Source organism: Brevundimonas sp. KH_058, assembly GCF_057838505.1.
On sequence record NZ_CM174469.1, the window covers coordinates 1,993,811 to 2,020,111 of the forward strand.

At 68.6% G+C, this 26,301-nt stretch carries 24 protein-coding genes, 1 tRNA gene and 1 riboswitch; of the genes, 13 read left to right on the forward strand and 12 right to left on the reverse strand.

Annotation, left to right across the window (positions count from 1 at the left end):
- Positions 1 to 141 precede the first annotated feature (141 nt).
- Positions 142 to 2,553: a membrane-bound PQQ-dependent dehydrogenase, glucose/quinate/shikimate family gene (locus AC3ISA_RS09565; RefSeq protein WP_489177701.1), complete on the forward strand. Its 2,412-nt coding sequence runs from the start codon at positions 142 to 144 to the stop codon at positions 2,551 to 2,553.
- A 158-nt stretch (positions 2,554 to 2,711) separates the two neighbouring features.
- On the opposite strand, the gene AC3ISA_RS09570 is transcribed toward AC3ISA_RS09565, so the two are convergent.
- The 3 genes from AC3ISA_RS09570 to proB are packed head-to-tail and all read right to left on the reverse strand — an operon-like array spanning position 2,712 to position 5,387.
- Positions 2,712 to 2,921 (reverse strand): AbrB/MazE/SpoVT family DNA-binding domain-containing protein, encoded by a 210-nt coding sequence (locus tag AC3ISA_RS09570; RefSeq protein ID WP_489177702.1) that lies wholly within the window; start codon positions 2,919 to 2,921, stop codon positions 2,712 to 2,714.
- Between the two features lie 37 nt (positions 2,922 to 2,958).
- Positions 2,959 to 4,236, reverse strand: a complete 1,278-nt coding sequence (locus AC3ISA_RS09575) for a glutamate-5-semialdehyde dehydrogenase (RefSeq protein WP_489177703.1) — start codon at positions 4,234 to 4,236, stop codon at positions 2,959 to 2,961.
- Positions 4,233 to 5,387 (reverse strand): glutamate 5-kinase, encoded by a 1,155-nt coding sequence (proB, locus tag AC3ISA_RS09580; RefSeq protein WP_489177704.1) that lies wholly within the window; start codon positions 5,385 to 5,387, stop codon positions 4,233 to 4,235. Before proB ends, AC3ISA_RS09575 begins: the two co-directional genes overlap by 4 nt.
- Before the next feature lie 64 nt (positions 5,388 to 5,451).
- On the opposite strand from proB, the gene AC3ISA_RS09585 reads away from it, so the two are divergent.
- The 4 genes from AC3ISA_RS09585 (at position 5,452) to AC3ISA_RS09600 (ending at position 10,913) form a co-directional block, all read left to right on the forward strand.
- Positions 5,452 to 6,234 (forward strand): ZIP family metal transporter, encoded by a 783-nt coding sequence (locus tag AC3ISA_RS09585; RefSeq protein ID WP_489177705.1) that lies wholly within the window; start codon positions 5,452 to 5,454, stop codon positions 6,232 to 6,234.
- Positions 6,235 to 6,469: 235 nt separating this feature from the next.
- The gene (locus tag AC3ISA_RS09590; protein ID WP_489177706.1) at positions 6,470 to 8,707 is read left to right on the forward strand and encodes a glycoside hydrolase family 3 N-terminal domain-containing protein; all 2,238 of its coding nucleotides are present in this window, start codon (positions 6,470 to 6,472) and stop codon (positions 8,705 to 8,707) included.
- Positions 8,708 to 8,803: 96 nt separating this feature from the next.
- The gene (gene carA, locus AC3ISA_RS09595; RefSeq protein ID WP_489177707.1) at positions 8,804 to 9,964 is read left to right on the forward strand and encodes a glutamine-hydrolyzing carbamoyl-phosphate synthase small subunit; all 1,161 of its coding nucleotides are present in this window, start codon (positions 8,804 to 8,806) and stop codon (positions 9,962 to 9,964) included.
- Between the two features lie 4 nt (positions 9,965 to 9,968).
- On the forward strand, positions 9,969 to 10,913 hold the full coding sequence (locus AC3ISA_RS09600; protein WP_489177708.1) for a hypothetical protein: 945 nt from the start codon (positions 9,969 to 9,971) through the stop codon (positions 10,911 to 10,913).
- Here the strand turns inward: AC3ISA_RS09600 and AC3ISA_RS09605 are convergent, their stop codons facing one another.
- The 4 genes from AC3ISA_RS09605 to metX form a co-directional block, all read right to left on the reverse strand.
- Positions 10,914 to 11,180: a hypothetical protein gene (locus AC3ISA_RS09605; RefSeq protein WP_489177709.1), complete on the reverse strand. Its 267-nt coding sequence runs from the start codon at positions 11,178 to 11,180 to the stop codon at positions 10,914 to 10,916.
- A 215-nt stretch (positions 11,181 to 11,395) separates the two neighbouring features.
- Positions 11,396 to 11,470, reverse strand: a tRNA-Glu gene (locus AC3ISA_RS09610).
- A gap of 52 nt (positions 11,471 to 11,522) precedes the next feature.
- The gene (metB, locus tag AC3ISA_RS09615; RefSeq protein ID WP_489177710.1) at positions 11,523 to 12,704 is read right to left on the reverse strand and encodes a cystathionine gamma-synthase; all 1,182 of its coding nucleotides are present in this window, start codon (positions 12,702 to 12,704) and stop codon (positions 11,523 to 11,525) included.
- Positions 12,701 to 13,741, reverse strand: coding sequence for a homoserine O-succinyltransferase MetX (gene metX, locus AC3ISA_RS09620; protein WP_489177711.1), 1,041 nt, complete (start codon positions 13,739 to 13,741; stop codon positions 12,701 to 12,703). Before metX ends, metB begins: the two co-directional genes overlap by 4 nt.
- Positions 13,742 to 13,816: 75 nt before the next feature.
- Positions 13,817 to 13,933: riboswitch (SAM riboswitch) on the reverse strand.
- A 416-nt stretch (positions 13,934 to 14,349) separates the two neighbouring features.
- Between metX and AC3ISA_RS09625 the strand changes: the two genes are divergently transcribed.
- The 3 genes from AC3ISA_RS09625 to AC3ISA_RS09635 all read left to right on the forward strand — a co-directional run bounded on the left by AC3ISA_RS09625 (position 14,350) and on the right by AC3ISA_RS09635 (position 17,833).
- Positions 14,350 to 16,086 carry an amino acid kinase family protein gene (locus tag AC3ISA_RS09625; RefSeq protein WP_489177712.1) on the forward strand — a complete coding sequence of 579 codons (1,737 nt, stop codon included), beginning with the start codon at positions 14,350 to 14,352 and terminating at the stop codon, positions 16,084 to 16,086.
- Between the two features lie 3 nt (positions 16,087 to 16,089).
- Entirely contained in the window at positions 16,090 to 17,040 is a 951-nt protein-coding gene (gene thrB / locus AC3ISA_RS09630) for a homoserine kinase (RefSeq protein WP_489177713.1), read from the forward strand.
- 478 nt (positions 17,041 to 17,518) lie between these two features.
- Complete coding sequence (locus AC3ISA_RS09635) at positions 17,519 to 17,833, forward strand: CsbD family protein (RefSeq protein WP_135194776.1); 315 nt, start codon at positions 17,519 to 17,521, stop codon at positions 17,831 to 17,833.
- A 6-nt stretch (positions 17,834 to 17,839) separates the two neighbouring features.
- On the opposite strand, the gene thrC is transcribed toward AC3ISA_RS09635, so the two are convergent.
- The gene (gene thrC, locus AC3ISA_RS09640; protein ID WP_489177714.1) at positions 17,840 to 19,246 is read right to left on the reverse strand and encodes a threonine synthase; all 1,407 of its coding nucleotides are present in this window, start codon (positions 19,244 to 19,246) and stop codon (positions 17,840 to 17,842) included.
- 126 nt (positions 19,247 to 19,372) lie between these two features.
- Between thrC and AC3ISA_RS09645 the strand changes: the two genes are divergently transcribed.
- Together AC3ISA_RS09645 and AC3ISA_RS09650 are read left to right on the forward strand one after the other, a co-directional pair.
- The gene (locus tag AC3ISA_RS09645; RefSeq protein ID WP_489177715.1) at positions 19,373 to 20,413 is read left to right on the forward strand and encodes a retropepsin-like aspartic protease; all 1,041 of its coding nucleotides are present in this window, start codon (positions 19,373 to 19,375) and stop codon (positions 20,411 to 20,413) included.
- 47 nt (positions 20,414 to 20,460) lie between these two features.
- A complete protein-coding gene (locus tag AC3ISA_RS09650; protein ID WP_489177716.1) occupies positions 20,461 to 21,249 on the forward strand; it encodes a TSUP family transporter in 789 nt (262 codons plus the stop codon).
- Here the strand turns inward: AC3ISA_RS09650 and pgm are convergent.
- The 3 genes from pgm to AC3ISA_RS09665 form a co-directional block, all read right to left on the reverse strand.
- Positions 21,246 to 22,883, reverse strand: a complete 1,638-nt coding sequence (pgm, locus tag AC3ISA_RS09655; RefSeq protein WP_489177717.1) for a phosphoglucomutase (alpha-D-glucose-1,6-bisphosphate-dependent) — start codon at positions 22,881 to 22,883, stop codon at positions 21,246 to 21,248. The two genes, AC3ISA_RS09650 and pgm, sit on opposite strands and share 4 nt — an antisense overlap.
- A gap of 35 nt (positions 22,884 to 22,918) precedes the next feature.
- A complete protein-coding gene (ypfJ, locus tag AC3ISA_RS09660) occupies positions 22,919 to 23,773 on the reverse strand; it encodes a KPN_02809 family neutral zinc metallopeptidase (RefSeq protein WP_489177718.1) in 855 nt (284 codons plus the stop codon).
- A 77-nt stretch (positions 23,774 to 23,850) separates the two neighbouring features.
- Positions 23,851 to 24,240 carry a hypothetical protein gene (locus AC3ISA_RS09665; protein WP_489177719.1) on the reverse strand — a complete coding sequence of 130 codons (390 nt, stop codon included), beginning with the start codon at positions 24,238 to 24,240 and terminating at the stop codon, positions 23,851 to 23,853.
- A gap of 106 nt (positions 24,241 to 24,346) precedes the next feature.
- Between AC3ISA_RS09665 and AC3ISA_RS09670 the strand changes: the two genes are divergently transcribed.
- On the forward strand, positions 24,347 to 24,910 hold the full coding sequence (locus AC3ISA_RS09670) for a type 1 glutamine amidotransferase domain-containing protein (RefSeq protein WP_489177720.1): 564 nt from the start codon (positions 24,347 to 24,349) through the stop codon (positions 24,908 to 24,910).
- On the opposite strand, the gene AC3ISA_RS09675 is transcribed toward AC3ISA_RS09670, so the two are convergent.
- A complete protein-coding gene (locus AC3ISA_RS09675; RefSeq protein ID WP_489177721.1) occupies positions 24,907 to 25,557 on the reverse strand; it encodes a class I SAM-dependent methyltransferase in 651 nt (216 codons plus the stop codon). The two genes, AC3ISA_RS09670 and AC3ISA_RS09675, sit on opposite strands and share 4 nt — an antisense overlap.
- Positions 25,558 to 25,741: 184 nt before the next feature.
- Here AC3ISA_RS09675 and AC3ISA_RS09680 point away from each other — a divergent pair, with 184 nt between their 5' ends.
- Both AC3ISA_RS09680 and AC3ISA_RS09685 read left to right on the forward strand, forming a co-directional pair.
- Complete coding sequence (locus tag AC3ISA_RS09680) at positions 25,742 to 26,092, forward strand: hypothetical protein (protein WP_489177722.1); 351 nt, start codon at positions 25,742 to 25,744, stop codon at positions 26,090 to 26,092.
- Positions 26,089 to 26,289, forward strand: a complete 201-nt coding sequence (locus AC3ISA_RS09685; protein WP_489177723.1) for a helix-turn-helix transcriptional regulator — start codon at positions 26,089 to 26,091, stop codon at positions 26,287 to 26,289. The genes AC3ISA_RS09680 and AC3ISA_RS09685 overlap by 4 nt, the downstream gene beginning before the upstream one ends.
- Positions 26,290 to 26,301 lie beyond the last annotated feature (12 nt).

Below are 26,301 nucleotides of genomic sequence, written 5' to 3' on the forward strand. Positions count from 1 at the left end.
ATTGCGGATGTTTCGTCGTCAAAAGTTGCTCTGTGGAGGCGTGTGCGGCGCAACGGCCTTTTGTTCCGGGGTGCGACAATTAGGAACCCACGCGGCGCCCAAGCGTTGCCGAGGCTCAATCTGCAGCCAGAGAGTGCGATCATGCCGCGATGGACAACCCCGACCGGACTGGGAGGGTGGCTGACGCTGCTTCTCGGTCTCTTGCTGGCCGTGATCGGTCTGGTCCTGACCGTCGGGGGCGTGCAACTCGCGGCGCTGGGCGGCTCCTGGTACTATCTGATCGCGGGCCTGGCGCTGATCGCAGCAGGCCTTTTGCTTGTCTACCGCGACGTTCGCGGGGCGTGGGTCTATGGGGCGGTCTTCGTCGCCACGGTGATCTGGGCGCTGTGGGAAAAGGGCCTGAACGGCTGGGCCATGGTGCCGCGCCTGGTCGGCCCTCTGGTGCTGATGTTCCTGGTGCTGGCTACCCTGCCGGTGCTGCGGTCGCGCGGCGGGGGCAAGACCGCTGGCGTCGGCGCCCTGGGCCTGGCGGTCCTGACGGTGGTGTTCGGCCTGGTCGTCGGCCAGGTGAACAAGGCCCAGGTCGACAGCCCGGTGCCGGGCGCGCGGGGACCGTTCGGCGATCCCGCCCTGATCAAGGCCGGCATGGACTGGCCCGCCTATGGCGGTTCGGACGCCGCCCAGCGCTATTCGCCGCTGAACCAGATCAACAAGGACAATGTCGGCCAGCTGGAGCGGGCCTGGACCTTCCGTACGGGCGACCTGCCCGGCGAGCGGTTCGGCGCCGAGACCACGCCGCTGAAGATCGCCGACACCGTCTATCTGTGTTCGGCCCGCAACCGGATGTCCGCCCTGGACGCCAACACCGGCAAGCAGAAGTGGACCTATGATCCCAAGGTGCCGGACGAGCAGATCCCCTATACGGCGGCTTGCCGGGGCGTGACCTATTACGCCGTGCCGAACGTCGATCAGGCCCAGCCCTGCGCGACCCGCATCATCGAAGGCACGCTGGACGGCCGCATCATTTCGCTGGACGCCAAGACCGGCGTGCCTTGCCCGGCCTTCGGCACAAACGGCGCCGTCAGCATCAAGGAAGGGATGGGGAACCCCTATCCCGGCATGGTCTCGATCACCTCGCCGCCCGTCATCGTGCGCGGCGTCATCGTGACGGGCCACCAGGTGCTGGACGGTCAGAAACGCTGGAACGCCTCGGGCGTGATCCAGGGCTATGACGTCATCACCGGCCAACTGCGCTTCGCCTGGGACATGATGCGTCCCGAAACCACCACCACGCCGCCGGCGGGCCAAACCTATACCCCCGGCACGCCCAATATGTGGACCACGGCGACTGGCGACGAGGCCCTGGGCCTGGTCTATCTGCCGATGGGCAACTCGGCCGCCGACTATTATTCGTCGCTGCGCCGGCCTCAGGAAGACCAGTATTCCAGCGCGCTGGTCGCGCTGGACGTCACGACCGGAAAGCCGCGCTGGCATTACCAGACCGTGCGTCGCGACGTGTGGGACTATGACCTGGGCTCGCAGGTGACCCTGGTCGACATGCCGACCGCAGGGGGCGTGGTTCCGGCCGTGATCCTGCCGTCCAAGCGCGGCGAGATCTTCGTGCTGGATCGCCGCACAGGCCAGCCTCTGCACGGGGTTCAGGATCGTCCGGCCCCGCGCGGCGGCGTCGAACCGGCCCAGCGCGCGGCGACCCAGCCCTATTCGCTGTTCAACTCGCTGGCCAAGCCCGACCTGCGCGAGGCGGACATGTGGGGCATGTCGCCCATCGACCAGATGGTCTGCCGCATCCAGTTCAAGAAGGCCTCCTATCAGGGTCAGTTCACGGCCCCGACCGCCGACCGTCGCTTCATCGAATATCCGGGCTACAACGGGGGTTCGGACTGGGGCAGCGTGGCGCTGGATCCGCGTCGCGGCGTGATCATCGCCAACTATAACGACATGCCCAACTACAACCGTCTGGTGCCCCGGGCCGAGGCCGACAAGCGGGGCTGGTTCCCGCGCGACGACCCTCGCTATCAGGAAGAAAAGACCGGCGAGGGCGCCAAGGCCGAGGGCGCCGGCGACCCGCAAATGGGCGTGCCCTACGCCATCGACGTCAATGCGGGCTGGCGGCTGCCCTTCACCGGCCTGCTGTGCAAGGAGCCGCCCTATGGCGGGATCCGCGCCATCGACGTGCAGAGCGGCAAGACCCTGTGGGACCGTCCGTTCGGCACGGCCCGCAAGAACGGCCCGTTCGGCATCCCTTCGATGCTGCCGCTGGAGATCGGCACGCCGAACAACGGAGGGTCGGTGGTCACGGCGGGCGGTCTGATCTTCATCGCCGCAGCGACCGACGACCTGATCCGCGCCATCGATATCGAGACGGGCAAGACCGTCTGGTCCGATGTCCTGCCCGCCGGCGGTCAGGCCAACCCGATGATCTATGAGCAGAACGGCCGCCAGTATCTGGTGATCGTCGCCGCCGGCCATCACTTCATGGAGACGCCGGAAGGCGACTATGTGATCGCCTATGCTCTGCCGCGACGCGGCTGAGTTGACGCACTAATCTCCCTCCCCCTCGGGGGAGGGTGGTCGCGCCAGCGACCGGGTGGGGGCGGCTCGGAAACGAGCCGCCTCTTTTCGTTCAGGGATGCATTGCTGGGCCGCCCCCACCCGGCTTCGCCCCCCTCCCCGAACGGGGAGGGAGAAGATCAGAGCTTGGCGTAGGCTTTGCGGTCAGTTTCGCTGTGCCACTCGTCAAAGACGGCGAAGGGTTCCGGAGGCCGCTCTACCTTGGTGAGCACGACGTGGTCGTCTTGCAGGCCGTACTGCAGTTCGTCGCCGTCTCGCAAATTTAGAGGCGGGCGTACGGGGTGCGGGATGGTGGTCTTGCCTTTGGATGTCAGGCGGCTGGTGATCATGCGTCGAAGTTGAGGGGAAAGCCGCCTGCATGCAAATTCACGCCCTGATCTGGCCCTGGCCGCGCACGACGTATTTGTAGGTGGTCAGCTGCTCCGCCCCGACCGGACCACGCGCGTGCAGGCGGTTGGTGGAGATGCCGATTTCGCCGCCGAAGCCGAACTCGCCGCCGTCGGCGAACTGGGTCGAGGCGTTGATCAGGACGATGGCGCTGTCGACACGCGCCGCGAACCGTTCGGCGGCGGCCGTGTCGGTGGTGACGATGGCCTCGGTGTGGCCCGAGCCGTAGCGGGCGATGTGATCGGTCGCGGCGTCCAGGTCGTCCACGATGTGGACGGACAGGATCGGGGCCAGATATTCGGTGGTCCAGTCGGCCTCGGTCGCGGGCTTCATGGCGGGAACCAGGGCCCGGGCGGCGTCGTCGCCGCGCAGTTCGCAGCCGGCGGCGATCAGGTCGGCGGCGACGGGCGGCAGCAGGCGTTCGGCCCCGGCCCGGTCCACCAACAGGGTCTCGGTCGCGCCGCAGACCGAGACGCGGCGCATCTTGGCGTTCAGGACGATGGCGCGAGCGGCTTCGAGGTCGGCGGACTGGTGCAGATAGGTGTGGTTCAGACCTTCCAGGTGGCTGAGCACCGCCGTCCTGGCCTCGGCCTGAACACGGGCGACCAGGCTCTTGCCGCCGCGCGGGATGATCACGTCGATGGCGCCGTTCAGGCCGGTCAGCATCAGGCCCACGGCCTCGCGGTCGGGGGTGTCGACCAGCTGGATCGCGTCGGCGGGCAGGCCGGCCTCGGCCAAGGCTTCGGCGATCAGGGCGGCGATGGCGAGGGAGGATTGCAGGCAGTCCGAGCCGCAGCGCAGGATGGCCGCATTGCCCGAGCGGATGCACAGGGCGGCGGCGTCGGCGGTGACGTTGGGCCGGCTCTCGTAGATCACGCCCAGCACGCCGATGGGGGTGCGGACGCGGGCGATGTCCAGGCCGTTGGCGGGGGTCCAGCGTTCGGTCTCGACGCCCAGGGGGTCGGGCACTGCGGCGATGGTCGCCACCGCCTCGGCCATGCCGGCGATGCGGGCGGGGCTCAGCGACAGCCGGTCGATCAGGGCCTCGGTCATGCCATTGGTGCGAGCGGCGTCAACGTCGCTGGCGTTGGCGGCCAGCAGGGCGGGTTCGGCCGCCGCCAGCTTTGCGGACAAGAGCTCCAGCGCGTGGGTGCGGGCGGCGGCGGGGGCTTCGCGCAAGGCGGCTGCGGCGGCGCGGGCGCGCTGGCCCGCTTCTAGCATTTTGGGGGCAAGCATTCGGGTCTTCAGATCGGTCATCGGTCGTCCAGCACCATGTCGTCGCGGTGGATCAGCACCGAGGCCCCGCGATAGCCCAGCAGGGTCTCGATCTCGTCCGAGCGTCGGCCGCGAAGGCGCGCGGCCTCGTCGGCGGCGTAGGCGGCCAGGCCCACTCCGACCGAGCGGCCGTCCGGGTCGATCAGGCGCACGCAGTCGCCCTTTTCGAAGCCGCCCGAGACGCCTGTGACCCCGGCGGGCAGCAGGCTCTTGCCCGCCTTCAGCGCCGTGACCGCGCCGGCGTCCAGCGTCAGGGTGCCGGCCGGCGACAGGCTGCCGGCGATCCACTGTTTGTAGGCGGCCATCGGCCCATCGGGCGCGGCGATCAGGGTGGCGCGGGCGCCGTCGCGAATGGCGGTGAGCGGCGCCAGGGTCTGGCCCGAGGCGATGAGGGTGGCGCAGCCGGCCGAGCGGGCGATCTGGGCCGCCGCCAGCTTGGTCGCCATGCCGCCGGTGCCCACGCCCGCCTCGGCGTTGGCGCCCCCGCCCATGGCCAGGATGTCGGGGCTCAGGGTCTCGATCAGCGGCAGGTGGGCGGCGTTCGGATCGCGGCGCGGATCGGCGGTGTAGAGGCCGTCCACGTCCGACAGCAGGACCAGCAGATCGGCCCGCGCCAGTTGGGCCGTGCGCGCCGCCAGCCGGTCGTTGTCGCCGTAACGGATTTCCTCGGTCGCCACCGTGTCGTTCTCGTTGACGATGGGGATGACGCCGTGGGTCAGCAGGGCCTGGATCGTCGCGCGGGCGTTCAGCCAGCGACGGCGGCGTTCGGTGTCGTCGCGCGTCAGCAGCACCTGGCCGGCGATCAGGCCATGCGGGGCCAGGGCCTCGGACCAGGCGGCCATCAGCAGGGATTGTCCGACCGAGGCCGCCGCCTGCTTGTCCTCCAGCCGGGCGCCCAGGCCGGGAAGACGCCCGCGCCCCAGAGCGATGGAGCCGGAGGAGACGACGATGACCTCGCGGCCCTCGGCCTTCAACGCCGCCAGATCGGAGGCGACGGCGGCCAGCCAGTCGTGCGTCGGCTGACGCGTTGCGGCGTCGATCAGCAGGGACGAACCGATCTTGACCACGACGCGCCGGGCGGCGCTCAGCGCCGATGCAGCGTCCGGGCTTGCGGGGAGGGCGGCCTGGGACATGAAGCTTTCTCTAACGCGGCGGTTCGGGCTTGTCTCTTGCCGCGTCGCGCCGCAATGCAGGCGGATGATGGAATCTCTTTCCCCCATTGCCGCAGGCGGTCTCGGCAGCCTCGCGGCGGGCATGATGACGGCGGTCGGCGCCGTGCCTCTGCTGTTCTTCCGCAAGGCGGGGGTGCAGACCCAGAGCGCCCTGCTGGGCTTCGCCGCCGGGGTCATGCTGGCGGCGTCCTTCTTCTCGCTGATCATTCCCGGCGTGGACGTGCTGCAGGCCGGCGGGTCCAGCCAGGCGGCGGCGGCCGGCGTCATGGGGGCGGCGGTGCTGATCGGGGCGACGGTGATCGGCCTGATGAACCGGTTCGCGCCGGTGGACATGCTGGCCATCGGCCCGGCGGGGTCGCGCGACCTGTCGCGGCGCATCTGGCTGTTCATCATCGCCATCACCCTTCACAATTTCCCCGAGGGCGCGGCGGTGGGCGTCAGCTTCGGCGGCGGCGACATGCATCAGGGCCTGTCCACCGCCATCGGCATCGGCATCCAGAACATGCCCGAGGGGCTGGCGGTGTCGGCGGCGATGGCGACCCTGGGCTATGGGCGTTGGCCCGCCTTCCTGGCCGCCGTGGCCTCAGGCTTGGTCGAGCCGGTCGGCGGCCTGATCGGGGCCAGCGTGGTCGATCTGCTGCCCGGCGCCCTGCCCTGGGGCCTGGGTTTGGCGGCCGGGGCCATGATCTATGTCGTCACCGCCGAGATCATTCCCGAGACCCGCGAGAAGTCCAAGGGCGAGGGGTCGATGATCGGCCTGATGATCGGCCTGGTGGGGATGATGTTCCTGGACATCGCCCTGGGATGAACCTCGTGCATGAAACGCGGCGTGACCGCGCACCGAGGCGTTACATCGATTTACATGGCCGGCGGGGGTTGAAGCCGTCGGGCGCGAGAGGCTAGGCCTGCGTTCTCGCTGCTCGATTAGTCCCCCGCAAGGAGCGCCAGCTTAAATGACGCGACCTCTCAAGCCTGCGGCTTCCCGTAGAAATTTCTTGTCTGGCCTGGGGCTTTTGGCCCTGATGGGCGCCGGAGTGTTCCCCATGCCTGTATCCGCTCAAGCGTCCCGCACCGTCGCGCGTCACCGCCAGAAGATCGAAGATCTGATCGCGGCCATGACGGTCGAGGAAAAGGCGGGCCAGCTGAACCTGCTGGCCGATCCGTTCCGCTGGATGCCCACGGCGGTGAACCCGCTGGACGGCACGGGGGACCCCGCGCGCGTCACCGCCCTGATCCGCGAAGGCAAGGTCGGCAGCCTGTTCAATGGCATCGGCGCCGAGACGGGCCGCCAGATCCAGCAGGTGGCGATGGAAGAAAGCCGGCTGAAGATCCCGCTGCTGTTCGCGGCGGACGTGATCCACGGCCTGTCCACCATCTTCCCCGTGCCGCTGGCGGAAGCTGCGGCCTTCGACACCGAACTTGCGCGGCGCACCGCGCGGGCGGCGGCGGTCGAGACGGCCGCCTCGGCCGTGCATCAGACCTATGCCCCCATGGTGGACGTGGCGCGGGACCAGCGCTGGGGCCGCAACGTCGAGGGCGCCGGCGAGGACGTGCTGCTGAACAACCTGTTGGCCGCCGCCCGCGTGCAAGGCTTCCAGGGCGACAAGGGGCTGGACGACCGTGACGCCGTCCTGGCCACCGCCAAACACATGGCCGCCTATTCCGCCGCCGTCGGCGGGATGGAATACAACACCACCGACATGAGCGAGCAGACGCTGCGCGGGGTCTTCCTGCCGCCGTTCAAGGCGTCGGTGGACGCCGGCGCCCTGTCGATCATGAGCGCCTTCAACGACGTCAACGGCGTGCCCGCCTCGGGCAGCCGCAAGCTGTTGACCGACATCCTGCGCGGGGAGTGGGGCTTCGAGGGCTTCGTGGTCTCCGACTACACCTCCGAGCAGGAACTGGTGGCCCACGGCTTCGCCGAGGACGGTCGCGACGCCGCTCGCCTGGCGTTCAACGCCGGGGTCGATGTGTCGATGGTGTCGGGTCTTTATCTGGAGCATCTGCCCGGCCTGGTGGCCAGTGGCGAGGTGTCGATGGCGCGTCTGGACGAGGCGGTGCGCCGCGTCCTGAACACCAAGGCGGCGCTGGGCCTGTTCGACGATCCCTATCGCGGCACCGATCCGGTGCGCGAGAAGGCGGTCGTGGGCGCGCGCGAACATATCGAACTGTCGCGCGAGGCGGGCCGCAAGTCGGTCGTGCTTCTGAAGAACGACAACGGCCTGCTGCCGCTGAACAAGAGCCAGAAGATCGCCCTGATCGGCCCGTTCGCCGACGACGTGGACAATGTCTGGGGGCCTTGGACCATCTGGGGCGCGCCCGAGCGTCGCGTCTCGCTGGAGGCGGGGTTCCGTGCGGCCATGAGCGATCCGCAAAAACTGACCATCGCACGCGGTTCGGGCGTCGAGACGCCGCTGGCCGGTGGTATCGACCAGGCCATCGCGGCCGCCCGCGACGCCGACGTCATCGTCCTGGCCATCGGCGAGGCGACCAATATGTCGGGCGAGGCTCAGTCGCGCACCGAGATCGTGGTGCCAGCGCCGCAGATGGCGCTGGTCGACGCCATGACGGCCCTGGGCAAGCCCATGGTCATCCTGCTGCGCAACGGCCGCGCCCTGGCGCTCGAAGGCAATGTGAAGAACGCCCAGGCCATCGTCGTGACCTGGTTCCTGGGCGAACAGATGGGCCATGCCGTCGCCGACGTCCTGTTCGGCGATCACGGCCCGTCGGCGCGCTTACCCGTCAGCTTCCCGCACAAGTCGGGCCAGCAGCCCTATTCCTACGACCGCAAGACGACCGGCCGCCCGGCCAATCCCGATCTGGCCACCGAGGAATACAAGTCCCGCTATCGCGAGACGCCCAATACGGCGCTTTATCCGTTCGGCTATGGCCTGACCTATGGCGCGATCAGCTATGGGCCGATCGAGATGCAGAGCGACAAGCTCCAGTGGGCCGGTACGCTGGACGTCGCGGTGACCGTGACCAACACCGGATCGCGCGCGGCCGAGGAGCTGGTTCAGCTCTATATCCACGACCGAGTCGCCAGCCTGACCCAGCCGGGGCGGCTGCTGAAGGACTTCAAGCGGGTGTCGCTGCGTCCGGGCCAGAGCGAGAAGGTCACCTTCACCCTGAACCCTCGCCAACTGGGCTTCATCGGGGCGGACGAGACCTGGCGCATCGAGCCGGGCCTGTTCGACGTTTGGCTGGCGCCCCACGCCCAGGGCGGGGCGACGGCGACTTTCCAGCTGATCGGACCGGCTTCGATCACCGATGGTCGTTGACCCGGACACGTTGACGGAATGGGCGGCAGGGCTTAACGACGCCGCCGTTTGCCTCCGGCCTTCGTATCGGCCGGATTCGGTTTTAGGAGCGCGCCCATGACGACCAAGCTACTTCCGGGCGCCACGGGCGTCCTCGCGCTCGCCAACGGCACCGTCCTGCAAGGCATCGGCGTCGGCGCGACCGGATCGGCCCTCGGCGAGGTGGTCTTCAACACCGCCATGACCGGCTATCAGGAGATCCTGACCGACCCGTCCTACATGAGCCAGATCCTGGCCTTCACCTTCCCGCATGTCGGCAACACCGGCACGAACGTCGAGGATCTGGAGCAGATCGGCGGGGGTTCGGACACCTCGGCGCGGGGCGCCATCTTCCGCGATGTCCCGACCGATCCAGCCAACTATCGCTCGGACGCCAGCTTCGACGACTGGATGAAGCGGCGTGGCGTGGTGGGTCTGGCCGGCGTCGACACCCGCGCCCTGACCAAGATCATCCGCGACAAGGGCGCGCCCCATGCGGTCATCGCCCACGATCCGAACGGCGAATTCGACCTGGACGCCCTGATCGCCCAGGCCCGCGCCTGGACCGGCCTGGTCGGCCTGGACCTGGCCAAGCCCGCCTCGACGCTGCAGGCGTTCGAATGGGACGAGGGCCTATGGGAATGGCCGGAAGGTCATCCGAAGACCGAAGGCCGCAAGGATGTTGTGGTCATCGACTATGGGGTGAAGCGCAACATCCTGCGCGCCCTGGCCTCGACCGGCGCACGCATCACCGTGGTCCCGGCGACGACGACGGCTGAAGAGGTTCTGGCCCGCAATCCCGACGGCGTGGTCCTGTCGAACGGCCCCGGCGATCCGGCCGCGACCGGTGAATACGCCGTCCCCGAGATTCAAAAGCTGGTCGCCAGCGGAAAACCCCTGATGGGCATCTGCCTGGGTCACCAGATGCTGGCCCTAGCCCTGGGCGCCCGGACCGTGAAGATGGATCAGGGCCACCACGGCGCCAACCATCCGGTCAAGGACCTGACCACCGGCAAGGTCGAGATCGTGTCGATGAACCACGGCTTCACCGTCGATCGCGACAGCCTGCCCGACGCCGTGACTGAAACCCACGTCAGCCTGTTCGACGGCACCAACTGCGGCATCGCGGTCAAGGACAAGCCGATCTTCAGCGTCCAGCACCACCCCGAGGCCTCGCCCGGCCCGGCGGACAGCCTGTATCTGTTCGACCGGTTCGCCGACCTGATGGGGCCGCGCTGACGCCATGAAACAGGGGGCGGTGCGGTCGGACTATCTGGACTGGCTGGCCCAGGCGCTGAAGGTCGGACGCGGGATCGCGCCCCTTCCCGACGGCGACGTAGTGGTCGGTTACGCCACCGGATACGACGCCGCCGACATCGCGCCCTTCGTCGTGTCGCTGAGGGCTGTGTTCGACGGGCCGGTCGCCCTGGTGGTGGACGCCGAGCCGGCCCTGCGCGCCTTCCTGGCCCAGAATGACGTGACTGCCGTTGATGCGCCCGTCTGGCGCGGATGGGCGCCGCATCCGGTGATGCAGCGGTTCGTGGCCTTCGCCGGTCTGCTGGGCGACCAGCCGGGCGCGGCCCTGGCCTGCGACGTGCGCGACGTGATCTTTCAGGCTGCGCCTTTCTCGCCGGCGCCCGAGGGTCTGGAGGCCTTCGTCGAGGCCGAGGCGCCGCTGGCCGATCACGCCTTCAACATGAAATACCTGCGCGCCCTGTTCGGCGAGGGGATCGCGGCGTCGCTGGCCGACAAGGCCTGCCTGTGCATCGGCACCATCCTGGGGCCGCGCGCCGAGGTCTCGCGCCTGTCGCGGCTGATCCTGTCGCTGGCGGCGACGCCGCGTTCGGAGTTCGGCGGGGCGTTCGGCGCCGATCAGGCGAGCTTCAACATGGCGATCCATCAGGAGCTGGTCGGCGCGTCGATCCGACCGAACTACGGCCGCGTGGCGACCTTGGGCCTGACGCCGGGCGATGCTCTGACGTTTGCGGGCGGCAAGGTGGTCAATCCCGACGGAAGCGTCAGCCCCATCGTCCACCAGCACGACCGCCATCCGCATCTGGACGCGCCTGTCCATGCCCTGTGGGGCGGCGGGCTGGAGCACCGCAAGCGCGTGCGGCCCAAGTCGGCGGGCCAGAAGCTGGAGAAGCTGAAGGCCTCTCTGCGGCGCCGGACGCCCGAACTGCGCTGATTAGGGCAGTGGCGCGAAACTGCGCTCTTCGCGCAGGGCGCAGGCCTTCCTGACGGCGATGGGGGCGGCGTGAAGCCAATAGTCGGCGTCGTCCATCCGCTGTTCGCGGCGGCGTTCCAGCCCGCGCATCCGGCGTTGGGCGGCATTGTCCAAAAGGCGCGCGTGCAGGGCGCGGGGCGACAATTCGACGATGGCGGGGGAGCCGGGGACGGCGACGGCGTCGGGGCCTTGGGGCTCCACCGCCGGGCGGGCGATGGCGATGAACATGGGTGTCTCGGTTCAGGAGGGAGAGGCGCTTCTGCGCCGAGCTAACGGTGGGTTAACCACAGTCCCTGTGGATAGTTCCTGAGTGCGTCCGAAAAAAGTCCATGAATCGAAACACTTAATGCCCGGTTCCGAACAAAATAGTTACTGAAATCTTAATCCGGGATCGGAGCGTTCGCTTAACGATGTCGGGGAGGGCGCTGGAAAGGCGCCGCCGGTGGCAGTCCCTAGGGGAGTCGAACCCCTCTTTTCAGGTTGAAAACCTGACGTCCTAACCGATAGACGAAGGGACCGCAGCCGGGGCGGCGCATTTGCCCCGGTTCGGTCCCTCCTGCAAGCGAAAACTTACGCGGCTTCGGCCTTCGCCGGGACCACGGCGTCCAGCGCCGGGAACAGGTCGGCGATCAGATCCTCGACATGCTCCAGCCCGACCGACAGGCGCACCAGGCCGTCGCCGATGCCGGCGACAGCGCGCTGTTCCGGCGTCATGGCGGCGTGGGTCATGGTGGCGGGGTGGGCGATCAGGCTTTCGACCCCGCCCAGCGATTCCGCCAGGGTGAAGATCTCCAGCGCCTCGACCAGGTCGCGCACGGCCTCGGTGCCGCCTTCCAGCTCGAAGCTTAGCATGGCGCCGGGACCGGCCTGCTGGGCGGCGACCAGGGCGTGGTTGGGGTGGGACTTCAGGCCGGGATAGTGGACGGCCTTGACCGCCGGGTGGGCGTCCAGCAGTTCGGCGATCTTGCCCGCCGTGGCCTGTTGCCGCTCGATGCGGGCGAACAGGGTGCGCACCCCGCGCAGGGTCAGATAGGCGTCGAAGGGCGACCCGGTCACGCCGGTGCAGTTGGCCCACCAGGCCAGGGTCTGGTGATCCTCGGCGTCGGCCGAGATGACGGCGCCGCCGACCACGTCCGAATGGCCGTTGATGAATTTGGTGGTCGAATGGACGACGAAGTCGGCGCCCAGCTTGATCGGGTTCTGCAGCGCCGGGGACAGGAAGGTGTTGTCGCAGACGACCTTGGCGCCCGCCGCATGGGCGCGGGTGCAGATGTCGGCGATGTCGACCAGACGCAGCAGGGGGTTGGACGGGGTCTCGACCAGAACCAGCTTGGGCTTCAGAGCAAGCGCCGCCTCGAAGGCGACAGGATCGCCCTGATCGACCAGCAGCAGTTCGAAATGGCCCTTCTTGGCGCGGGCGTTCAGCAGGCGACAGGTGCCGCCGTAACAGTCGTGCGGCGCGATCAGCAGGTCGCCGGGCTCCAGCAGGGTCAGGGGCAGGTCGACAGCCGCCATGCCGGTGGCGGTGATGACGGCGCCGGCGCCGCCTTCCAATTCGGTCAGGGTCTCGGCCAGGACGTCGCGCGTGGGATTGCCCGAGCGGCTGTAGTCGTATTTCCGCTTCTGCTCGAAGCCGGCGAAGGAATAGTTCGACGACAGATACAGGGGCGGCATGACCGCGCCGTGGGCCGTATCCGTATCCACGCCCGTGCGGGCGGCGATGGTGTGCGGGTCGGCGGGACGGCGGGTCATGCTTTGATATCCTTGAAGGCGGCGCGGAGGATGTCGCCGACGAAGGCGTCCTCCTTCAGAAAGGCGTCGTGGCCATAGAGGGAGGGCGCCTCGACGAAGCGCCACAGGGTCGGCAACCGCGCGGCCAGCTCGCGGATGTCGTCGATCGGCACCAGCCGGTCGGAGGTGAAGCCGATCAGGGTGACGGGGGTCTTGATGGCTTCCGGCGTCACGCTGTGGCGGTCCAGCGAGTCGGACATCGACAGCCAGCGGGCCGGGGTGGTGTGGGTCCGGTACGCCTGGCCGCGCGCCGTCAGATAGTCGCAGACGGGATAGGCGCCGCCGACGGCGTCAGGCGCGATGGTCTCGAACCGGTCGTGGAACTCTTCGGCCGTGCGATAGGTGGTCATGGCCAGCTCGCGGGCCAGGGCGACGCCTTCCTCGGGACGGCCGGCGGCGACGGCGAACTGAAGGATGCGGCGCTGGATGCCGCGCCAGGCCGTGGCCTGGGGGTGGGCGCGATGGGCGGCCGAGACGACGATCAACTGCTCGGCCCAGTCGGGGAACAGTTCGGCGAAGGCCAGGCCGACCATGCCGCCGTAGGAACAGCCGACGAAGGCGGAGACGCGCTCGATCTTCAGATGGGTCAGCACCAGGGCCAGCAGGCGGGCCTGATCGTGGGTGGTGATGGTGACGGGGGTTTCCAGAAACTCGGCGCCCGGCGCGAAATCGACGGCCAAGACCTGGAACCGGCTCAGGTCGATGGGGCCGCGCACCGACACGGCGCCCGACCACCAGCCCAGGCCATTGGTCTCGGTGCGGTGGACGAACCGACCGGCCGAGATGCCGCCGGCGACGACGACGACGGGCGCGCCGATCCGGCCGTGCAGGCGGCCGACGATATTGGGCTGGTTCAGCCGTTCGCCCGAGGCCAGGCGGAAGTCGGCGGGAATGGGCACGATGACGTCGCGGGCGCCGCCGCGTTCACGGGCAGGCGTCTTGGCTGACGCGATGCGACAGTCGGGGTCTTCGAACAGGGAGGTTTCAGCCAGGGTCATCGTCGTTCCGCATCGTTCTCGCTCAGCAAGGCTCGATGCGGTGACAGATCGTGGAGCGTCGTCTCGCCGATGCTCCACTCATCTCTCGCGATCCCGAAGAATCTCGCAGGAGTTGGCACCGTTTCGAGCTGTGAGACCCGATGGTTGCCCCAGCGTCAAAGGGCCTAATCCCTCGGCTGGTCTTGATGAGTGACTTTACGTTGATCAAACAGGCGGCGCCGGTCAAGCGGAAAATTCCACCTTTATGGCAGGATAGTCGCTGGCCGAGAGGGTGAAAACCGACCGAAAACGGCCTGTCGTGAAAAAATCGTCCAACGCGACTTGACAGGATGGGGCTGCTCCGATCACCCTAGGCTCAGATTTCAACCGGACCCGCCCTGTGCAACAGCGCTCGATCATCGTCGAACTTTCCACCGTCGCTGGCCTCGCCGCGACGCGTTTCGGCATGATTACCACCGGCACGACCACCACCATCACCATGCCCTTACGGGCGGGACGAGTTTAGCGCGCCGAACCCCGGCGACCGCAGAACCCGAACCCCGCCCGGTCCGCCTGGCGGGGTTTTTCTATTTCACCCCACCCCATCCCGACTTTTTTCGAGAACCCCAATGTCCGCCTCACTCGCCGTCGTAGAACCTTCCGAGAGCCTCGACCCCAGCAGTCAGCTCGCCCCCGAAGTGGTCGTGCTGAAGTTCGGCTCGTCCATCCTGCGCAGCCCGGCCGAGGCGCCGCTGGTGGCCTCGGCCGTCTATGGCCATGTGCGGGCGGGGCGGAAGGTAGTGGCGGTGGTCTCGGCCTTCGGCGGGGCGACGGACCGGCTGCTGGGCGAGGCGCGGGCGCTGGGCCTGGCCCATTCCAACGACCTGCTGCCCGGCTATGTAGCCCTGGGCGAAGAGAAGTCGGCGGCACTGGTGGCCATCGCCTGCGACCGGATCGGCCTGGACGCCTGCGCCCTGTCGGTGCGCGAACTGGGCATCGTCGCGGAAGGCGAGCCCGAGCATTCGCGGCCCAGCGGCCTGCGGCCCGACCATTTGAAACAGGCGCTGGACCGGCACGAGGTGGTGGTGGTTCCCGGCTTCGGCGCGGTGCGGCCGGACGGCAAGGTGGCCCTGTTGGGGCGCGGCGGATCGGACCTGACGGCGGTCTTCCTGGCGGCCGAACTGGGGCTGAAGAAGGTGCGGTTGGTCAAGGATGTGGACGGCCTTTACGACCACGATCCCAACGACAATACGGCCCCGGCGCTGCGGTATCGCCGCGCGTCCTGGGACGTGGCGCGCAAGCTGGGCGGAGCGCTGGTTCAGCACGACGCCATCGACCTGGGCGAAAGCCGGGGGGTCGAGATCGAGGTCGCGGCGCTGGACCGGGCCGACGGCACGGTCATCGGCGACAAGTCGGCGCCTCCGGGCCCGGCGCCCGCCCTGCCGCCGCTGAAGGTGGCGGTCGCGGGCTGCGGCGTGGTCGGCGGCGGGGTGCTGGGCCGGCTGCTGGCCGATCCCCGCTATGACGTGGTCGGGGTGCTGGTGCGCGATCCGAAGAAGGCGCGAGACGTGGCCTGTCCGGCCTCTCTGTTCACCGCGAACGCCGACGATCTGTGGGCCAAGAAGCCCGACATCGTGCTGGAGGCCTTGTCCGAAGGCGAGGCGGGTCATGCGGTGATCCGCGCCGCCCTGGAGGCCGGCTGCGACGTGGCCAGCGCCAACAAGCAGGCGGTCAGCCGCGATCCAGGCGGCCTGCAGGCCCTGGCCCAGGCGCACGGCCGGCGCATCTTCTGGTCGGCCTCGGTCGGGGGCGGTTCGCCGATGATCGAGACGGTGCGGGCCGCCCGCGCGGCCGGCGAGGTGGTCGGGTTCGAGGCGGTGCTGAACGGCACGGTCAACTTCATGCTGGAGCGGCTGGGCGACGGCGCAGCCTTCAACGAGGCCCTGGCCGACGCCCGTGCGGCGGGCTTTGCGGAAGAAGACCCCTCGTCGGACCTGGAAGGCCTGGATGCCGCGGCCAAGGTGCGGCTGCTGTGCCACGAGGCGTTCGGCCGCTCGCCCGACGGCGACGTGCCGCGCGACCACCTGACCGAGGCCACCTCGGCCGAGGGCGGTGTGCGCCAGATCGGCGCCGCCCACCTGAAGGACGGGGTGATCAGCCCTTCGGTGTCGCTGAACGCCGACCACGGCGATCCGCTGTTCTCCAACCTGCGCGGCGAGGGCAATGCGCTGAAGGTTTACGGCGCCGACGGCCGGGTCTGGCGCTGCCGGGGCCGGGGCGCCGGGCGCTGGGCCACGACCGAGAGCATCATGGCGGACCTGGCCGAGATCGTGCGTGCGCGGCGCGCCGATGCGGGCCTGCACTAGGTCATGGCCGTCTTCACCCCCGTTTCCCTGGCCCAAGCCAGGGGGTTCCTGGCCGGCTATGACATCGGCGAGGTGGTCGAACTGACGGCCATCGCCGAGGGGGTGGAGAACACCAACTATCGGCTGGACACGACGAAGGGGCGCTTCGTCCTGACCCTGTTCGAGGGGCGAACGGACGAGGAGTCGCTGCCCTTCTGCCTGGGGCTGACGGCGCATCTGGCGTTGCGCGGCTTCGCCTGTCCCACGCCCATCGAGGATCGCACGGGCGGTTGGCTGGGACGACTGAACGGGCGGGCGGCGGCGGTGATCGAATGGAAGACCGGCGCCTGGCTGCGCTCGCCGTCGGCGGCCGATCAGGCGGCGGCAGGGGCGGTGCTGGCGCGGCTGCATCTGATGGCGGCCGATTTCGAACTGGCACGCGACAACCCGGTCGGACCGGCCATGTGGCGCAGGCTGGCGGATCGGTGTGCGGGGGGCGCGAGGGCGTCAGTCGAGGATCGGGCGCTGCTGGACCGGGTCGAAGCGGCGTTGGCGCGTCTAGGTGATCCGTTTACGGACGATCTGCCGGGCGGGGCGATCCATGCCGATTATTTTCCGGACAATATCCTGTTCGAAGACGGCGCCGTCTCGGCGGTCATCGACTTCTATTTCGGCTGCACCGGCGCCTTCGCCTACGACCTGGCCATCGCCCTGTCGGCCTGGGGTTTCGACGCGGAGGGTCGGGCCGTGCCGGAGGCGCTGGCGGCCTTCCAGCGCGGCTATGAGACCGTGCGGCCGTTGAGTGCGGCCGAGCGGGCGGCCCTGCCTCGGCTCGGCGAGGCGGCGGCGTTGCGGTTCACCGTGACGCGGCTGCACGACCGGATCTTCCACGACCCGGCCAACCTGGTGACTCCCAAGGATCCGGCGGTCTTCCTGCGCCGCATGGACCACTGGCGGGCGGTGGAGCCGGCCTGAGGCGGGCTGAAAAACAGGGTGCAATGTGTGCACTTCGTCTCAATCTGCAGACGGGATGCGCCTTGAGAAAGCGTGCGTGGCGGCGATGTCAAAGACCGGAGGGAGAGTGTCCCACGGTTTTCGGGGCTGTAAGGTCGAATGTCGCTGTCGGCCGGCAAGTGATTGAAATCAAGTCTCCTCGTTTCCCGATATAGGATGGTGCGACGTTCCCTCTCCCTCCCCGTTCGGGGAGGGTGGCCGAGCCGCAGGCGAGGTCGGGTGGGGAGGGCAGGGCGACGCCTGATAGACTTTTGCTTGATCCAACAAGTGCGTCCCTGCCGGGCCGCCCCCACCCGGTCGCTGCGCGACCACCCTCCCCGGACGGGGAGGGAGAGACGAGTTCGTCGCCCTGCGGCTCCCGGTCGCTGGAACCGAAAGCGTAACCGGGCTTTTGATGCAGCAACGGCGAGATCGCCGCTCTCTCCCCAAGGATGACACCATGACCGACGAACAAATCAACGGCGCCGCCTCGCAAGCTCAAGGCAAGGCCCAAAAGGCTTTCGGCAATCTGGTCGGCGATCAGAAGATGCAGGTCGAGGGCGCCTATAACGACGCCAAGGGCCGTTCGCTGGAAACCTTCGGCAAGGCGATGGATTCGGTCGATCGCCTGGTTGACAAGGTGCCCGCCGATTACCGCGACAAGGCCCGCACCGTTGCCGCCGAAGCCCGCAAGCGTCCGCTGGTCACCACCCTGTCGGTCGCCGGCGTCGGCCTGATGCTGCTTGGCATGCTGACCCGCGGCGGTCGTCGCTAAACGACGTTAGTGGCGGCCTGAAAAGGCCGCCACGGCGTTTACCGCCGCTTCCATCGTCCCATCGATCACCGTCAACCGCTCGGGCTTGTCGCCCAGGGCGGCGATGACGTTTGCGGGTTCGGGTTCGAAGCCCAGGACGTCGGAGACGAAGGCGCCGAACTTGGACGGGTGGGCGGTGGACAGGGCGACGACAGGGCCTTTGGAGCGGTCCTGGCGGCGGGCGGCGGCGAGGGCCACGGCCGTGTGCGGGCAGACGACGCGGCCCCAGGCCTCATGGGCGTGGGCGATCTCGGCGCGGGTTTCGGTCTCGTCGATGGAGACGGCGCCGACCTGGGTGCGCAAAGCCGCCAGCAGGGCGGGATCGAAGGCGACGGCGCCGTCGCGGGCGAAGGTCTCGAACACGGTGCGCGTGGCCTCGGCGTCGCGGCCGGTCGCCTCGAACACCAGACGTTCGAAGTTGGACGGCGCCTGGACGTCCATCGAGACGCTGCCGCTCTCGACCGCTGCGCGGCGCGAATAGAGGCCGTCGTTGATGGCGCGAGCCAGGGCGTCGTTCTGGTTCACGGCGGCGACGAAGCCGTTGGACGGCAGGCCCATCTTGGTCGCGGCGATGCCGGCGAAGGCGTCGCCGAAGTTGCCGGTCGGCACGACGAAGGTCGCGGGCTCGCCAAGCTGGGCGGTGGCGGAGACATAGTAGGGAATCTGGCCGGCCAGCCGCGCCCAGTTGATCGAATTGACCGAGGACAGGCGGCCACGTTGGCGCAGGCTTTCGTCCGCCAGGAGGCTCTTCACCAGGCGCTGGCAGTCGTCGAAGTCCCCGCGCACGGCCAGGTTCAGGACGTTGTCGGCCTCGACCGTGGTCATCTGTTTGCGCTGCACCGGCGAGACGCGGTCCAGCGGGTGGAGCACGACCAGATCGACGGATTTCGCGCCGGCGAAGGCGCGCACGGCGGCGGCGCCGGTGTCGCCGGATGTGGCGGTCAGGATGGTCAGGCGCTCGCCCGAGGCGGCCAGGGCCTCGTCCGTCAGGCTGGCGACCAGCTGCATCGCCAGGTCCTTGAAGGCGGCGGTCGGGCCGTGAAACAGCTCCAGCACGAACAGGCCGGGCTCCAGCTCGACCAGGGGCGTGACCAGCGGATGGTCGAAACCGGCGGTCAGCCGGTCCAGGGCGCGGTCCAGGGCGCCGGCGGGCAGGGCGTCGCCGATGAAGGGGGCGATGGCGGCCAGCGCGATGGACTTGTAGTCGGGCGCGCCGGTCCAGACGTCGGGCGACAGGGTCGGCCAGGCGTTCGGCATATAGAGGCCGCCGTCGGGGGCGATGCCGCGCAGCAGGGCGTCGGAGAAATCGGTTTCGGGCGCCAGGTTCGAAACTGGGCCTCTGGTCGAGACGTAGCGGGCGCTGGAGGTGCTCATGATGGTTGAGGTCGTAGCCAGACAGGGCGGCGGCGTCATCCGGTTTCTGCTTGCATCAGGGATGATTTTGTCGGGTTTTCGCATGCTGTGGCGCGTTGGTCGCCGGGCTTCGACTTCTGACAAGCGTTGAGCGCATGTTCTTGCCCAAAGGGCGTTGCGACCATTCCCCCGCTGGCGCCGGTCGTCGCGACGGTCCATGTCTGGGCGATGAGACGACGCGATCTTCTGATCCGGCTGGGGCTGGTCGCCGGCGGTGTGGGCGGGGCCTGGTGGCTGCGCGACCATGTGGTGTGGAAGGGGCCGACGGTGGTCTTTGCGGCGGGCGGATCGACCGGCTGGCTGGCCTATGCCGAGCCTCGGGCGGCGACGCCGACGGTGGAGGTGACGGTCAACGGAAAGCCGGTGCGGGCGCTGATCGATTCCGGCGCGCAATATTCGGTGATCGACCGGTCGCTGGTCGAGACGCTGGGGCTGACGAACGTCTTCAATATTCCCATGGTGGCCTACGGCGTCGGCGGCGATGCGCAGGTGGGGCGTGGGACGACGCTGGACATTGTCATCGGGGGGCCTGTGGGTGCCCTGCGGCTGGACGGGTTGCGGGCGGCGATCCTGGGGCTGGGGCCGTTGGCCGGCGAGCAGGGGCTGGGGGCGGCGCTGATCCTGGGCCAGGACGTTCTGCGCGAGCTGGTGCTGGAGCTGGATACGGCCGGGCATCGGATGCGGTTCCTGCCGCGCCAGGGCTGGACGCCGCCGCCTTCGCTGAAGCCCATTGCGGTGACCCGCGCGGGCAAGGCGTTGCAGGCGGCGATCACGGTCGAGGGAGCGACGGTCAATGCGGTGATCGACACCGGCGCCTCGGCGGTGCTGGCCGTGACGCGCGAGACGGCGCAGGCGGCAGGCCTGCTGGACGGACGCGAACGGACTGCGGGCCAGAGCATCGTCCTGGGCGGCGTGGTGGGGGCGGAGACGGTGATCGTCCGCACCCTGACGATAGGGGACGAACTGTATCGTCAGGCGACGGTCGCCATATATGACGACGTCGCCGTGCCGGGCTTTCCAAAGGCGCTGGTCGGCATGGCGGCGTTCGAGAACCGGCGTCTGGCGCTGGATCTGGGCCGGCCGGGCCTGTTCGTGGAACGGCCGATGGAGATTACGGTCGGAGCCTGACGAAATCGAGACTGGATCGGCGAGGGGGAACGGCCTAGGTCCGCGCCATGATTGAGTTTGCCCCGGAAATCATAGCCCTGTTGTTCGCCGCAGCCGTGGCGGCGGGGTTCGTGGACGCCATCGCCGGGGGCGGCGGCCTGATCACCGTGCCCTTGCTGCTGGCGGTCGGGGTCAATCCGGTGGCGGCCATCGCCACCAACAAGATCCAGGGCAGTTTCGGCACGGCGTCTGCAACCTGGACCTTCTGGCGCAAGGGGCGGATCGACTTCGCCCTGCTGAAATGGCCGCTGATCGCCACGGTAATCGGCGCCGCTCTGGGTGCGGTGGTGCTCAGTTTCGTCGATGCGACCTGGCTGATGGTGCTGTTGCCGCTGCTGCTGGCCGGGATCGCGGTCTATTTCCTGGTCGGACCCAAGGCGAGCGACGAGGATGTCCAGGCGCGGCTGACGCCCTTCGCCTTCGGGGCCGTGGCGGGCGGGATCGGTTTCTATGACGGCTTCTTCGGTCCCGGCGCGGGGTCGTTCTTCGCCCTGGCCCTGGTGACACTGATGGGGATGGGGCTGACACGCGCCACGGCCCATACCAAGGCGCTGAACTTTTCCAGCAATCTGGTGTCCGTGGTGGTGTTCGCCATCGGCGGCCATGTGCTGTGGGCCATCGGCCTGATCATGGCGGTGGGTCAGGTGCTGGGAGGCTGGCTAGGGTCGCACGCAGCCATGCGGTTCGGGCCCAAGCTGATCCGCCCGCTGCTGGTGGTGATCTGCATCGGCATGGTGATCAAGCTGCTGTCCGATCCCGCCAACCCGCTGAGGGCGTGGGTCGAGGGCCTGATCTAGCCCGCCAGCGCCGTCGCCACCACGGCCCTGGCCTCGGCCTGGACGGTCGCCAGATGGTCGGGACCGAGGAAGGATTCGGCGTAGATCTTGTAGACGTCCTCTGTGCCCGAGGGGCGGGCGGCGAACCAGGCGTCGGCGGTGACGACCTTGAGCCCGCCGATGGCCTCGCCGTTGCCGGGGGCCTTGGTCAGGATGTCTGTGATGGGTTGTCCGGCCAGTGTGGTGGCGGTGATGTCCGAAGGGCTTAAGGCTGCGAGCCGAGCCTTCTGCGTGCGGTTCGCCGGAGCGTCGACGCGGGCATAGACGGGCGCGCCGTACTGGTCGGTCAGGCCGGCGTAGAGCTGGCTGGCGCTCCGGCCCGTGCGGGCCTGGATCTCGGCGGCCAGCAGGCACAGCAGAAGCCCGTCCTTGTCGGTGGTCCAGACCGTGCCGTCGTGGCGCAGGAAGGAGGCGCCGGCCGATTCCTCGCCGCCGAAGCCGACGCTTCCGTCCAGCAGGCCGGGTACGAAATGCTTGAAGCCGACGGGGACTTCCAGCAGGCGGCGGCCCATTCCGGCGACGACCCGGTCGATCATCGACGACGAGACCAGGGTCTTGCCCACCGCCACGTCCGCGCCCCAGCCAGGCCGATTGGCGAACAGATAGGCGATGGCGGCGGCCAGGAAATGATTGGGGTTCATCAGGCCGGCGTCGGGGGTGACGATGCCGTGGCGGTCCGCGTCGGCGTCGTTGCCGAAGGCGACATCGTAGGCCGAACCGCCCTTCATCATGCCGATCAGTCCGGCCATGGCGCAGGGCGACGAACAGTCCATGCGGATCTTGCCGTCGGCGTCCAGCGGCATGAAGGCCCAGCGCGGATCGACGGCGTCGTTGACCACGGTCAGGTTCAGCCGGTGGCGCGTTGCGATCTCGCCCCAATAGGCGACGGCCGCGCCGCCCAGCGGATCAGCGCCGATGCGGACCCCGGCGTTGCGGATGGCGTCCAGGTCCAGCACGCTGGGCAGGTCGTCGATATAGGCGGACAGGTAGTCGAACCGGCCCGCAGTCGCATGGGCCTGGGCGAACGGGACGCGCCGGACCTCGGTCAGGCCGCCCTCGATCAACTGGTTGGCGCGGGCGGCGATGGCGGCGGTGGCCTCGCCCCCGGCCGGGCCGCCGGAGGGGGGATTGTATTTGATGCCGCCGTCGCGGGGCGGATTGTGCGACGGGGTGATCAGGACGCCGTCGGCCTTGCGTGTGTTCGCGCGGTTGTGCGTCAGGATGGCGTGCGACACGGCAGGGGTCGGGGTGAAGCCGTCGCGGGCGTCGATCAGCACCTCGACCCCGTTGGCGATCAGGACTTCCAGCGTGGTGCGCCAGGCCGGTTCGGACAGGCCGTGGGTGTCGCGGCCGATGAACAGGGGGCCGTCGACGCCCTGAGCCGCGCGGTATTCGGCGATCGACTGGGCGATGGCGAGGATGTGGGCCTGGTTGAAGGCGCCGTCCAGGCTGGAACCACGATGGCCCGAGGTGCCGAACACGACCCGCTGCATCGGGTCAGTCATGTCGGGCCGCACCGCCTCATAGGCGCCGATCAGGGCGTCGAGGTCGATCAGGTCTTCGGGGCGAGCGGTCGTACCGGCGCGATCATGCATCGTCAGTCAATCAATCGTTGTCGGGGAAAGGGCGATCAGGCGCCGCTGAAGGTGTCGCACGACGCAGGGTCGCCCGACTCGTAACCGCGTTGCAGCCATTCGACGCGCTGGGCCGAGGAGCCGTGGGTGAAGCTTTCGGGCGAGACCCGTCCGCCGCCGCGCCGTTGCAGGGTGTCGTCGCCGATGGCCTGGGCGGTCTTCATGCCCTCCGCAAACTCGCCCGCATCAAGAGCGACTTCGCCGTTCGAGACGGCCGAGGCGTTCTTGGCCCAGACGCCGGCGTAGCAGTCGGCCTGAAGCTCCAGCGCGACGGAATAGCGGTTGGCCTCGCCCTGACCGCTGGCGCGCTGCTGGGCCTGGCGGACCTGTTCCGAGGTGCCGGTCAGGGTCTGGATGTGATGGCCGAACTCGTGGGCGATGACATAGGCGCGGGCGAAGTCGGCGCCCGATGCGCCCAGCTGGGTCTCCATCTCCTGCCAGAAGCCGAGGTCCAGATAGACGGTCTTGTCGGTCGGGCAATAGAAGGGGCCCATGGCGGACTGGCCCATGCCGCAGCCGGTCTGGGTGCCCTGTTCGTAGATGACGACAGTGGGGGGCTGATAGCCTTTCAGCTTTTGCGCCCAGACATCGTTGATGTTTCCGCCGATGACATCGACGAACTGGCCGGCTTCGTCGCGCGGCGTGCCGACCTGGCCCTGCTGCTGTTCCGCGCCGACGCCGCCGAACTGGCTGGCCAACTGGGTCGTCGTGGAGGGATCGATGCCGAAGACCAGATAGCCGATGATGGCCAGGACGCCCACGCCCAGGCCGCCGCCTGCGATGGCGCCGCCGCCCATACCGCGTCGATCCTCGACGCCGCCGCCGCCCTGTCGTCCGCCCTGCCAGCGCATGTGTCGTTCTCCGCCTGATCGCCCCTAAGCTAGGCCGGAACGCAGGGGCAAGGGAAGGGATGCGTCAGGGTGACGCTTCATTGAGGACGGTTCAGCCAGTCGTCGATCTGGCTCATGCCCTGGGCGGTCTGCTGGCGGCGTTCGGCGGCGGACTGGCGCAAGGCCCGCTCCTGCTCGGGGCTGTAGAGCGGGCGGGGCGGCAGGGCGTAGGACGCCGCCGGTTCGCGCGCGGATTCGATGGACCGCAGGCGAAGCTGGGTCTCGACCTGCTGCTGGCGGGCCTGGTCGGCGTTGGACTGCGCCTGAGAACGCAGGCGGTCGTTTTCGTAGCGATGCTGGTCGGCGATGGCGGCAGGGACGCCGCCCGGATAGGCGCCGTAGGGCCGGCCGGGCTGGGGGTAGGTCTGGGCCAGGACGGGCGTCGCGGTCGCCGCCAGCAGGGCCGTCAGGGTCAGGATGCGTCGCATGGAAGGGATGTGGGGACGCCGGCCGGTCGCGCCAAGCGGAGCCGCAACCCTTTGAGTTTCTGTGGGTTCATCGCGCCGAACCCCTTTCTCGAACGGAGACCTTCTCATGGCCCAATCCCTTTCCGGCAAGACCGTCGCCATCCTGGCGACCGACGGCGTCGAGTTGATCGAACTGAATGAACCGATGAAGGCGCTGAAGGATGCGGGGGCGGTGGTGGAGATCGTCTCGCTGAAGGCCGGCGAGTTTCAGGGCTTCGACCATCTGACGCCCGGAGACAAGGTGGCGGCGGACAAGGCCGTGGCGGCGGTGGATGCGGCGTCATACTCCGCCCTGCTGCTGCCGGGCGGGGTGGCCAACCCGGACCTGCTGCGCGCCGATGCGGATGCGGTCGCCTTCGTGCGGGCCTTCTTCGATGCGGGCAAGCCGGTCGCCGCCATTTGTCACGCGCCCTGGCTGTTGATCGAGGCGGGCGTGGTCAAGGGGCGGACGATGACATCGTTCGAAAGCATCCGCACCGACCTGAAGAACGCCGGCGCGATCGTCGTGGACGAAGAGGTGGTGGTGGATCGGGGTCTGGTCACCAGCCGCAAGCCCGACGACATCCCGGCCTTCAACGCCAAGATGATCGAGGAATTCGCCGAGGGGCGACACGACGGCCAAACAGCCTAGGGCATGGCCCAGACGGAGGATTGTTTGATCTCCTGGTCTTCCAGCTCGCGCGAGGTCGGGACGCGGTATTCCGCCAGGAAATCCAGGCCCGTGCGCGGGAAATAGGTGCGGCCCGGATCGCCGATCAGGACGCACGTTCCCCTGGCGCGGGCTCGGGCCAGCCAGGCCAGGACGGCGTCGGTCATCGGCCGTTCGTAGCAGATGTCGCCCGCGCAGATGACCTCGACATCCGGCGGGGCGGCGTCCAGCAGATTGGCTTGGGTGAAGTCCAGCGCCACGCCGTTCGCCCGCGCATTGGCGGCGACGGCGGCCTGGCAAAACGGGTCGATGTCGGCGCACAGCACCGAGGCCGCGCCCGCCTGCATCGCCGCCACGCCGACCAGGCCCGAGCCGGCGGCGAAATCCAGCACCCGCTTGCCTGCCACCTCGTGCGGATGATCGAGGATGTAGCGGCTGAGCGCCTGTCCCCCCGCCCAGGCGAAGGCCCAGAAGGGCGGCGGCACGCCCATCTCGCCCAGTTCCTCCTCCGTCAGCCGCCAGATCGGGGTGATCTCATCGGCGAGCCACAACGAGATTTCGGGCGCATGCGGCACGGGCTGAAGCCGCGTGTTGGCGCGGATGAAGGCGGCGGGATCGAGAATGGTCATCGGGGCACCCTAGTGGTCCGGGCGGCGGCGGCAAAGCGGGAGAGGGATGTGGGGCGGGCCTGACAAAAAGTCAGGTTGACATGACATTGGGTTGGTGTCAGGTTGTCCTTACACAAGGAGAGCCAAGATGTTTGCTGCATGGAAAAGCGGAACGCCAGCGCACCGACGCTATATCATCCGCACGATGGCGTTTTCCGTGCCCTATGTCGCGATCTGCATATCGATGATGACGACGGACGCGTTCGATCAAGTCGTGGGCACGCCGGCGGCCTGGGGGCTGGCGGCGGTGCTGTCCGCGCCGGTGATCGGTCAAATCTGGGCGACCCTGGCCCTGATGCGCGAGAGCGACGAGTTCGTGCGCGGCGTGACCGCCAAACAGTTCATCGTGGCGGCGGGCCTTGCGATGGCCGTGGCCACTTTCTGGGGCTTTGGCGAGAGTTTCGCCCGAGCGCCTCATATGCAGACCTGGCTGATCGTGCCGTTGTTCTGGGCGATGTACGGCATCGTGTCGCCCTTCATAAAGACCAGCCGATGAAGAACCGTCTGAAGCTTCTGCGCGTCGAACGCGGCTGGACCCAGGAACAGATGGGGCAGGCTCTGGGGGTGTCGCGCCAGGCGGTGATCGCCCTGGAGACCGAGCGGCACGATCCGTCGCTTGACCTGGCCTACCGCATCGCCGCCGTGTTCGAGCGGCCGGTCGAAGAGATTTTCGAGAACCCGCACTCGGGCTGACCGAAAAGTCAG